We start from the raw sequence: 10,501 nt of genomic DNA on the forward strand, positions 1-10,501 counted from the left end.
CCGCACCCACCCACACACACCAGGCCCACCCACCCAGGGGCGCGGGGAACTGCGCAACCAGCCACAACGGACCCGCACCAAACCCCGCACACCAGGCCCTCGGCCAATGAGCCGGGCGCAGAACTACACAGGCTGGCGCACGTTCGCCCGGACCCAGTCCACGATGGCCGTGGTCGTGGCCCCGGGCGTGAAGATCTCCGCGACACCCTTCTCCTTGAGCGGCGCGATGTCCGCCTCAGGGATGATCCCGCCGCCGAACACCTTGATGTCCGCGGCGTCGCGCTCCTTCAGGAGCTCGATGACCGCGGCGAACAGCGTGTTGTGCGCGCCGGACAGGATGGACAGCCCGATCGCGTCGGCGTCCTCCTGGATCGCCGTGCCCACGATTTGCTCGGGCGTCTGGTGGAGGCCGGTGTAGATGACCTCCATACCCGCGTCCCGCAGCGCCCGCGCGATCACCTTCGCCCCGCGATCGTGTCCGTCGAGCCCCGGTTTGGCCACTACCACGCGGATCGGACCGGTTGCCACACCCATCACTGCCTCCATGAACCGACTACACCGATCTGCAGAGATCTGTTTCGACCAGCGACGACGATCGCCACACCGCGCCGGCGACCCGCCGCCGCGTCCGTTCCAAGCATGCATCTCGGACATGCCCGGCACAGCCACCCCGCACCGCACGGTCCGGGGAAGTGAACGAACGTTATCTGCACCATCCCGCAACCGGCAGTTTCGCGGTGGAGACCGAGGGGGAAATCACACGGTGGGACAAGTTCGCAGCGCATCGATCCCGCACACCGCGACACACGGTTCGCACCCGGGACGGGCGCAAGGGAAACCGCTACGAGGTCTCCGCACCTCCGCGCCGTCAGCCGCGCGACGGGGTGGTGCGGCGTATCGGCGATCGCACGACGACGGCCGGCCCGTCGCTCCACCGGCGTCACCCACGCCGCACGTGCACCGTCGCCGTCCTCACCCATCGGCTTCCCACGAGGGCACACGGGGGACAGAGGGTTCCTGCCGTGCGCCGACGGGAGGTCGGCCATGAAGGTCACCAGGGCACTGCTGCCCTTTCTTCCACTGTGCCAGCGCCTGCTGCCCACGAGACTGGCCGGGCTCTCACTGACCTTGCTGAAGGCGACGGCTCTGGAGATCGCGATCCTCGCCGGTCATCTCGTCCTCTATCCGTCCGGCATCACCCCGGAGCGTCGCCGGTCCCCGATCCCGGCCCGGTCCCTGGCCGACCTGCCCGACCCGGATCTCGACGCGGACGGCACGGCCGACGCCGCCCGGCTGCCCACCGCGGACAAACCCCCGGTCGTCCTGCTGCACGGCTTCATAGACAACCGCTCGGTCTTCGTGCTGCTGCGCCGTTCCCTGGCCCAGCACGGCAGGCAGCAGGTCGAGTCGCTCAACTACTCCCCGCTGACCTGCGACATACGGACCGCAGCCGAGTTGCTCGGCCGGCACATCGAGGAGATCTGCGAGCGCACCGGCCGCCAGGAGGTGGACATCGTCGGGCACAGTCTCGGCGGGCTGATCGCGCGCTATTACGTGCAGCGCCTGGGCGGTGACGTCCGCGTCCGGACCCTGGTCACCCTGGGCACACCGCATGCGGGCACCCGCGTCGTACCGCTGATGAACGCGCATCCGATCGTCCGGCAGATGCGCCCGGGCTCCGGCGTACTCGAAGAGTTGCGCAAGCCCGCCCCGCACTGCCGTACGCGGTTCGTGAGTTTCTGGAGCGACCTGGACCAGCTGATGGTCCCGCTGGAGACGGCGTGCATCGAGCATCCGGATCTGCTCGCCCAGAACGTGCGCGTGAGCGGAATCGGACATCTCGCCCTGCCGGTGCACCCGGCGGTCGCGGCCGGCATACGCCAGGCCCTGGACTCCGAGGAGGAAACCGCCCGCGCCGCCGCTCACACCGGCGGCCTGACAGTGGCGTGACCGAGAGGGCCCGTCCGGGGACATCCCGTCCGTGGAAACCCGGTGCCATCCGCGAAGGCTCAACCGGAAGCGGACGTCCGGAGTCGATCCGCCCCGAACCGGGGCAACGGGGAGCGGCGGAAAGCTCCTAAGCGGAAGCCGAGTTCGCCTTCGAAGGCGTCTTTTCTTCGAACATTCATCGAACGCAAGGCCAAAGCTCTGCCCATCCTCCGCCGAAAGGCATCCGAATGCCCCTTTCCTGAGAGGAGGAAACCTGTTGAAGATTGTCGCGCCCGCATACCGCCGGGTACAGTCGCCGCACTGCTCTGCCAGCCCCTGTTGTCGAGGCGAAAGAGAAGTTGGTGAACGACCGTCACCCGTCGGGGACCGTAACTCCCCCGGCTCCGGCTCCCGATGCCGCCTCGGCGCACTACGCGTCCCACGGCGGGCAGGGGGTCCAGTACGGCGACTTCACCACCTACGACGGATACCCCGCCACCGGTTTTGACCCGGCCGCCACCGGTTCGTACAGCACGACAGGTGGTTACGACATGACGGGCGCCTACGCCACGGCCACGTTCGACACCGATCCCCTCTTCGGCGATCTGCCCGGCAACGGAAGCGGAACCGACGGGAGCGGCGGCGGGACGGGTTCGTACGGCACCACGACCGGGGCGGCCCACAGCGGTAACTGGACTGATTCCACCGGCAGTCACCAGACCCTGAACTACGACCCGTACGCGGCCCAGCACCACGCGGCCTACGAGACCGGCAGCTATGACACGAGCGGTGTCTGGCCGGACGCCGGTTATCAGCAGCTCGGCGAGATCCCGACGCAGGGCGGCAGCCCCGACGGCACCGGGCAGTGGGACGCGAACGCCTGGCACCAGGCCGAGCAGGCCGACCCCACCCAGCAGTGGACGGCGCCGACCTTCGAGACGGGCACGTACGACGCGACGGCGTGGAACTCGGACGGCGGCGAGCAGCCCCAGTCCCACCCGCAGCACCAGTCCCACCCGCAGCACGAGTCGTACGACCAGCAGGACGCGTACGACCAGCGCGAATCGTTCCACCAGCAGGCCACCGCCACGTTCGAGCAGCTGCCGTACGAGGAACGGGTGGCCGCGCAGGGCGAGTTCGAACACTCAGGACCCGGCGATGCCGACGCGGACTCCGACCCGCACGCTCGTACCCACGAGCACGACGACGCCGACGACGAGCCCGACCTGCTCGACGGCGTCGAGGAGATCACTCCCGTCGCCGCAGGTCGCGCCGGGTCCCGAGCGGCGAACCGTTCCGCTTCCCGCTCGCGCCGCCGCACACCGCCCAAGCGCTCCGCGCTGCTGACGATCGCCGTCCCGTCGGCCTGTGTGATGGGTGTCGCCGGTATCGCCGCCGCGTCCGTCACCGGTGGCGACGGCGGAGACGATGTCCAGACGACGGCCGCCGCACCCGATGCCGGCACCGTGAAACCGTCGGTCGCGAACAACAAGCTGGACGCCCAGCTCGAAAGCCTCTCCGCGGACGCGGACGACTTCGCGGACCGGGCGAGCCGCACGCAGGAACGTATCGACTTGAAGGCCGAGCAGGCCGCCGAGAAGCAGAAGGCGGCGGCCGAGGCGGCCCGCAAGGAGCGGCTGCGTCCGAAGTTCGCGCTGCCGGTCGCACGGCACGGGCTCAGCGCCTACTACGGCCAGGCCGGTATCAACTGGATGTCCGTGCACACCGGTATCGACTTCCCGGTCTCGTACGGCACGACGGTGATGGCCGCGACGGACGGAACGGTCCGTACGCAGTGGAACAGCGCCTACGGGAACATGGTCATCGTGACGGCCAAGGACGGCACGGAGACCTGGTACTGCCACCTGTCCACGTACAAGGTCGCCTCGGGCGCGGTCGTGAAGGCCGGCGACCCGATCGCGTACTCCGGCAACTCCGGCAACTCCACCGGCCCGCACCTCCACTTCGAGGTGCGCCCGGGCGGCGGTTCGGCGATCGACCCGCTTCCGTGGCTGCGCAGCCACGGCATCGACCCCTCCTAGGATCTGCGAGCGCCGGCTCGGAGGGCCCCCGGACCGGCGAAGCCGCCCGGTCGGCGGCCCCGCCCGCAAGGCCCGTCCCGCTGCCTACAGCTTCTCCACCGGCGCGTACCGCAGCAGCAGGCGCTTCGGCTTCTCGCCGCCGAAGTCGACCGTCGCCTCCGCGTTCGCCCCCATGCCCTTCACGCCGACCACCGTGCCGAGGCCGAACTGGTCGTGGGTGACACGGTCTCCGACCGCCAGCGACACCACCGGCTTCTCCGAGGAGCCGCGGCGCGTCGCGAAGCCGGACGCGCCCGAGGCCGCCGAGCGCGAGCGGGAGGAGGACAGGGAGGCCGCCACACCGCCGACCGGACCGGAAGCCACCGCTCCCATGGAACCCGTGCGCTTCCAGTCCAGATGCGCCTCCGGGATCTCCTCCAGGAAACGGGACGGAGGGTTGTACGAGGGCTGCCCCCACGCGCTGCGCATCGACGCCCGCGTCAGATAGAGCCGCTCGCGCGCGCGGGTGATGCCGACGTACGCGAGGCGCCGCTCCTCCTCCAGCTCCTTGGTCTGGCCGAGGGCGCGCATGTGCGGGAAGACGCCGTCCTCCATGCCGGTCAGGAAGACGACCGGGAATTCGAGGCCCTTGGCGGTGTGCAGGGTCATGAGGGTGATGACCCCGGAGCCGTCCTCGTCCTCGTCGGGGATCTGGTCGGAGTCGGCAACCAGGGCCACCCGCTCCAGGAAGGCGGCGAGCCCGGTCGGCGTACCGGCCTCGGCCGCGCCCTCGCCCTCGTTCGCCGCCGCCGTGCCCGCGGTCTCGCCGCCGGCCGTCTCCTGCTCGAACTCCAGCGCCACGGAGGCGAGTTCCTGGAGGTTCTCGATGCGGGTCTCGTCCTGGGGGTCGGTGGAGGCCTGCAACTCGGCGAGGTAGCCGGTGCGTTCGAGGATCGCCTCCACGACGGTCGCCGGGCCCGCGCCGGACTCGACGATCGTCCGGAGGTCCTCCATCAGCGTGTTGAACCGCTTGACCGCGTTCGTCGAGCGGGCCGCCATGCCGTACGCCTCGTCGACGCGGCGCAGCGCCTGCGGGAAGCTGATCTTCTCGCGCTGGGAGAGCGCGTCGATCATCGCCTCGGCGCGGTCGCCGATACCGCGCTTGGGCACGTTCAGGATGCGGCGCAGCGGTACGGAGTCCTCGGGGTTCGCGAGCACCCGCAGGTACGCGAGGACGTCCCGGACCTCCTTGCGCTCGTAGAAGCGGACACCGCCGACGACCTTGTAGGGCAGGCCAACCCTGATGAAGATCTCTTCGAAGACACGGGACTGGGCGTTCGTACGGTAGAAGACGGCGACGTCGCCGGCCTTCGCGTCGCCCGCGTCGGTGAGACGGTCTATCTCCTCGGCGACGAACTGCGCCTCGTCGTGCTCGGTGTCGGCGACGTAGCCCGTGATGCGCGCGCCCGCGCCGGCGTTCGTCCACAGGTTCTTCGGGCGGCGTGATTCGTTGCGCTCGATGACCGCGTTGGCGGCGGTCAGGATCGTCTGCGTGGAGCGGTAGTTCTGCTCCAGCAGGATCGTCGTCGCGTTCGGGTAGTCCTCCTCGAACTGGAGGATGTTGCGGATCGTCGCGCCGCGGAAGGCGTAGATCGACTGGTCGGCGTCACCGACGACGCACAGTTCGGCCGGCGGGAGGTCGCCCTCCGACGGCGGTACGTCCTCGGGGTGCGCCACGGTGTCCGTGGCGCTGCCGACGAGCTCCCGGACGAGGGAGTACTGCGCGTGGTTCGTGTCCTGGTACTCGTCCACGAGGACGTGGCGGAAGCGGCGGCGGTAGTGCTCGGCGACGTCCGGGAAGGCGCGCAGGAGGTTGACCGTCGTCATGATCAGGTCGTCGAAGTCCAGCGCGTTCGCCTCGCGCAGCCGCGACTGGTACATCGCGTAGGCCTGGGCGGCGGTCTTCTCGAAGCCGTCGGAGGCCTGGGCGGCGAAGTCCTCCTCGTCGATCAGCTCGTTCTTCAGGTTCGAGATCTTGGCGCTGAAGGACTTCGGCGGGAAGCGCTTGGGATCGAGATCCAGGTCACGGCAGACCAGGGCCATGAGCCGCTTGCTGTCGGCTGCGTCGTAGATCGAGAACGACGACGTGAAGCCGAGCTTCTTGCTCTCGCGGCGCAGGATCCGCACACAGGCGCTGTGGAAGGTCATCACCCACATCGCGTTCGCCCGGGGGCCCACGAGCTGCTCGACGCGCTCCTTCATCTCGCCCGCGGCCTTGTTCGTGAAGGTGATCGCGAGGATCTGGCCGGGATGCACCTTGCGCTCGCCCAGCAGGTGGGCGATGCGGTGGGTGAGCACACGGGTCTTGCCGGAGCCGGCACCGGCCACGATGAGCAGGGGGGAGCCGTGGTGGACCACCGCCGCGCGCTGGTTCTCGTTCAGCCCGTCCAGGAGCGCGGCCGGGTCCACGAACGGCCGGGGCGCGCCGTCGCGGTAGTGGCCGTCCCTGCTCGGAGGCACGTCGAAGCGCCCGCCGAACAGGTCGTCCGGACCGTGGTCCGGCGCTTCGTCCTCGGGCGGCGGCGGGGGCTCTTCCCCGTGGGCCCCGGAGGGCTTGAGGTCCGCCAGGAAGCTGTCATCAAAGAGGCTGCTCATCGCTCTCCGAGTCTAGGCGTCCCCACTGACACCCGGCCGCCACCCCGGAAACTCGGCGGATTCCTGGCCGGGTGAGCCAAGGGCAGAGCTTCACCGGTGATGAGCACGCCATTACACACGGTGGCCGCCACGGCAGCGACACCGGGTGCGGCGATACCAGCGGTACAGCGGTACGCACCTCTGCCCCGCCGACCCGCCGCCTCGCTGCTCAGTCGCCCGGCCGCCCGGCCGCCCGGCCGGAACTTCGCCGGCACCTGAACCGCGTACGGATGGCCTCCGTATATCCGTGTGAAGACAGGGCGCGCCCTGTTCCCCTCCGGGACAACTCGGATCACATCGCGACCAATTGACGTCGGCGGGTGACTCCCGTGGCTCAGGTCACGAAAATGTATCGGGCATATCGCACATCAAACTTCACAGGTGCCACACGTATTGGCTAACTTTCGCGTAGGCCGCTCGACCCGCACCGGCGAACAACGCCGGGCCGAGCGGGCTCCGCCGAATCCGGCATGCCCTCGTGGCCTCCGGAACCGGGGACCCAACCGATCCTGGGGTGAATCGGTCCGAACTCCCTCGTGGGACACGGACCGTAGGGCAAACCTTCCGAAGCACTCGCCCGAACCCGACAGCTAACTCGGTAGGCGGATGACGGAAGGAGACGCCCTCGTGGCGCCACACCGCAAGTCGCGGCCCCCCAGTTCCCTGGGCATCCGGACACCTGCCCTCGCCACCGCGGCCCTGACCTCGGTCGCCCTGCTCTCCCAGACGGCGGACGCCTCGCCCGCCGCGGAGCCCAGGCCGAGCACGGAGGAAGTCCAGAAGAAGATCGACGACCTCTACCAGCAGGCGGGTACGGCCACCGAGAAGTACAACGCGGCCAAGGAGAAGACCACCAAGCAGCGCAAGCGCGTCGCCACGCTGCTCGACGACGTGGCGCAGCGTACGGAGAAACTCAATTCCGCGCGCGAGGCGCTCGGGACCTTCGCCGCCGCGCAGTACCGCACGGGTGCCTCCGCCCCCGACACGGCCTCCCTCCTCCTCGCGGACAACCCGCAGGACTACTTCGACCAGACCCAGCTGATGAGCCGGCTGACCGCCCGCCAGAAGCAGGCCGTCGACGAGTACGTCACCCAGCGGGCCACCACGTCGAAGAAGCGGCAGGAGGCCTCCGAGGGCCTGGAGACGCTCACCACGACGCAGAGCACGCTGAAGACGTCCAAGGCGGACGTCCAGCGCAAGCTCGCCGAGGCGCGCGAGCTCCTGTCGAAGCTGACCGCCGAGGAGAAGGCCCGCCTGGCCGCGATCGAGCGGCAGAAGCAGGAGGAGGCCCGGCGCAAGGCGGACGAGCTGGCGCGGCAGCAGGCGGCCGACGTGGAGCGCCGCCGCCAGGAGGCGGCGACGCAGGGCACGGGAGCCGGTACCGGTACGGGCACCGGCAGCACGGCGGGCTCGGACTCCGCCTCCTCCACCAAGGCGGCCAAGGCACTCGCCTTCGCCCGCGCCCAGATCGGCAAGCCGTACGTCTGGGGCGCGAGCGGTCCCGGCTCGTACGACTGCTCCGGTCTGACGCAGGCCGCCTGGAAGGCCGCCGGTGTGACGCTCCCGCGCACCACGTGGGACCAGGTGAACACCGGCACGACGGTCTCCGTGGACAACGCCCAGCCCGGCGACCTGGTCTTCTTCTACGACGACATCAGCCACGTCGGCATCTACATCGGCGACGGCATGATGATCCACGCCCCGAAGCCGGGTGCGTACGTCCGCGAGGAGTCGATCTACTACATGCCGATCCACAGCGTGGTGCGGCCCGGCTAGCGGCTCACACGGACACCGGAAGGGGTACGGCACCTGGGTGCCGTACCCCTTCCGTGTTCCGGGCGGTCGCCCGGGCCGCTCAGGTCCAGAGCACCGCGATGAAGACGTTCACCGTGGTCAGCCCGCCCACCAGGGCGAACAGGCCCTTCTCCACCTTCTCGTCGTCGCGCTTGACGTAGACGAGGCCGAGGATCACGACCAGGAGCGCCAGCTTCACGCCGATCTTGACGTTGTTGACGGTCTGGTCGTCGGCCTGGTTGAGGCCGACGAGGACCGCGCCGGTGACCAGCATGGTCAGCGCGCCGTGGAGCATGGCGGGGGTGAAGCGGGCCGTGCCGTCGCCCATGGCCTTCAGCTGGGTGAGGAAGCCGCCCAGCAGGGAGGCGATGCCGATGATGTGCAGGGCGACGAAGACATGAATGAGTACGTCCATGAGCCCGGACCCTAACCGGACGCCCGCATGCCGCTCCGCACCGGCCCGCGGCCCGGGCCTCTCGCGGGCCCAGGGCGGAGCCCATAGCACCGTCGGGTGTACCGCTCCCCCACAACGCGCCCATCGGTCACCCCCTCACGCCAAGTCGCCGGCACCGGGCCCGGATCACGGTCGCACCCGGTCAGCTCGTGGCCGAGTGCCACCAGTTCCGTACATGCCGTTACCGCCGGCGTGTCGTGAGGTTTAGCGTCCTTCCCCAGGTGACCGGCTCCCCACCACAACCGCCCGGGCCAGGGCGGCAGTCGGCACCACCGCCAAGAGGTCCGGCGGCGGTCCGCTCCCCCTGTGCGGGCTGCCGCCGGACGTGCAACCAGCCCCTGAGGGCCACCGCCGTGGACGCACCAGTGCCTCGGCGGCTACGGAAGGAACGTGGATCGCACGTGGCAGCGCACCGCAAGCCCAGACAGCGCTCACTCGGCGGCGGTACGGCCCGCACCGCCTTCACCATCGCCCTCGCGGGTGCGGCGAGCGCGACGGCGTTCGACGGGACGGGGGTCGCCGCACCCGAGCTCACGCCGGCCCAGGTGAAGGCGAAAGTCGACAAGCTGTACCAGGAGGCGGAGGTCGCCACCGACAAGTACAACGGCGCCAAGGAGAAGTCCACGAAGGCGGCCGACCGGCTCGGCACGCTGCAGGACGAGGCCGCGCGCAAGACGGAACGGCTCAACTCCGAACGTGACGCGCTCGGTTCGCTCGCGACCGCCCAGTACCGGGACGGCGGCATCGACCCCGCGCTGGGGCTGATGCTCTCCTCGGACCCCGATCAGTATCTGGAGGGGGCCGCGTTCGCCGAGCGGGCCGGCAGCAGGCAGGCCTCGGCGGTCTCCCGTGTACGCACACAGCTGCGCGACATCGAGCAGCTGCGCGGTGCCGCGCACATCGAACTCACCTCGCTCAAGGCGCGACAGGCGGACCTGAAGCGCCACAAGAAGACGGTCACCGGCAAGCTCGGCGAGGCCCGCCAACTGCTGTCTCAGCTGCCGGACGCGGACCGCGCCCGCATCGGCGCGGACGACCCGGACACGGCACGCGCCTCTCGTTCCGGCCAGGCCTCCCGCACCCTCGGCCAGGGCTCCCCTTCCACGACCGCGCCCAACTCCCGGGCGGCGGCAGCGGTCTCGTACGCCTACGGGAAGCTCGGCAGCCCCTACGTGTGGGGGGCCACCGGTCCCGACGCCTTCGACTGCTCGGGGCTGATGCAGGCCGCGTACCGCTCCGCGGGCATCTCGCTGCCCCGGACGACATACGCGCAGATCAACGCGGGCCAACGCGTCTCCCGCTCCGAACTCCAACCCGGTGACCTGGTGTTCTTCTACTCGGGCATCAGTCATGTGGGGATGTACGTGGGCAACGGGCAGATGGTCCACGCGCCCAACCCGTCGGCGCCGGTACGGGTCGCGCCCATCGACGAGATGCCGTTCGCGGGGGCGACGCGGGTGGCGTGAGGCAGACCTCCCACTGCCCCGCCGCCCGGCGTCGGCTGGGCGGTCGGCGGTCGGCGGTCGGCGGTCGGCGGTCGGCGGTCGGCGGTCGGCGGTCGGCGGTCGGCGGTCGGCGGTCGGCGGTCGGCGGTCGGCGGTCGGCGGTC

Annotated in this window: 7 protein-coding genes and 1 riboswitch; of the genes, 4 read left to right on the plus strand and 3 right to left on the minus strand. The window is 70.1% G+C overall.

Going from position 1 to position 10,501, the window contains the following annotated elements; genetic code table 11:
- Positions 1–123: 123 nt before the first annotated feature.
- Entirely contained in the window at positions 124–534 is a 411-nt protein-coding gene (locus ACFWGJ_RS05790) for a cobalamin B12-binding domain-containing protein (protein WP_189769631.1), read from the minus strand.
- 510 nt (positions 535–1,044) lie between these two features.
- On the opposite strand from ACFWGJ_RS05790, the gene ACFWGJ_RS05795 reads away from it, so the two are divergent.
- Both ACFWGJ_RS05795 and ACFWGJ_RS05800 read left to right on the plus strand, forming a co-directional pair.
- Complete coding sequence (locus tag ACFWGJ_RS05795) at positions 1,045–1,950, plus strand: lipase family alpha/beta hydrolase (RefSeq protein WP_387321317.1); 906 nt, start codon at positions 1,045–1,047, stop codon at positions 1,948–1,950.
- Positions 1,951–2,291: 341 nt separating this feature from the next.
- Entirely contained in the window at positions 2,292–3,971 is a 1,680-nt protein-coding gene (locus tag ACFWGJ_RS05800; protein WP_387321318.1) for a M23 family metallopeptidase, read from the plus strand.
- 84 nt (positions 3,972–4,055) lie between these two features.
- On the opposite strand, the gene pcrA is transcribed toward ACFWGJ_RS05800, so the two are convergent.
- Positions 4,056–6,605 (minus strand): DNA helicase PcrA, encoded by a 2,550-nt coding sequence (gene pcrA, locus ACFWGJ_RS05805; RefSeq protein ID WP_387321319.1) that lies wholly within the window; start codon positions 6,603–6,605, stop codon positions 4,056–4,058.
- A gap of 486 nt (positions 6,606–7,091) precedes the next feature.
- Positions 7,092–7,265, plus strand: a riboswitch (cyclic di-AMP (ydaO/yuaA leader).
- A gap of 6 nt (positions 7,266–7,271) precedes the next feature.
- On the opposite strand from pcrA, the gene ACFWGJ_RS05810 reads away from it, so the two are divergent.
- Positions 7,272–8,420, plus strand: a complete 1,149-nt coding sequence (locus ACFWGJ_RS05810) for an NlpC/P60 family protein (protein ID WP_387321320.1) — start codon at positions 7,272–7,274, stop codon at positions 8,418–8,420.
- A gap of 79 nt (positions 8,421–8,499) precedes the next feature.
- On the opposite strand, the gene ACFWGJ_RS05815 is transcribed toward ACFWGJ_RS05810, so the two are convergent.
- The gene (locus ACFWGJ_RS05815; protein WP_387321321.1) at positions 8,500–8,853 is read right to left on the minus strand and encodes a hypothetical protein; all 354 of its coding nucleotides are present in this window, start codon (positions 8,851–8,853) and stop codon (positions 8,500–8,502) included.
- 440 nt (positions 8,854–9,293) lie between these two features.
- On the opposite strand from ACFWGJ_RS05815, the gene ACFWGJ_RS05820 reads away from it, so the two are divergent.
- Positions 9,294–10,358, plus strand: coding sequence for an NlpC/P60 family protein (locus ACFWGJ_RS05820; protein WP_387321322.1), 1,065 nt, complete (start codon positions 9,294–9,296; stop codon positions 10,356–10,358).
- Positions 10,359–10,501: the final 143 nt, after the last annotated feature.

Source organism: Streptomyces sp. NPDC060205 (genome assembly GCF_042728395.1).
GTDB lineage: Bacteria > Actinomycetota > Actinomycetes > Streptomycetales > Streptomycetaceae > Streptomyces.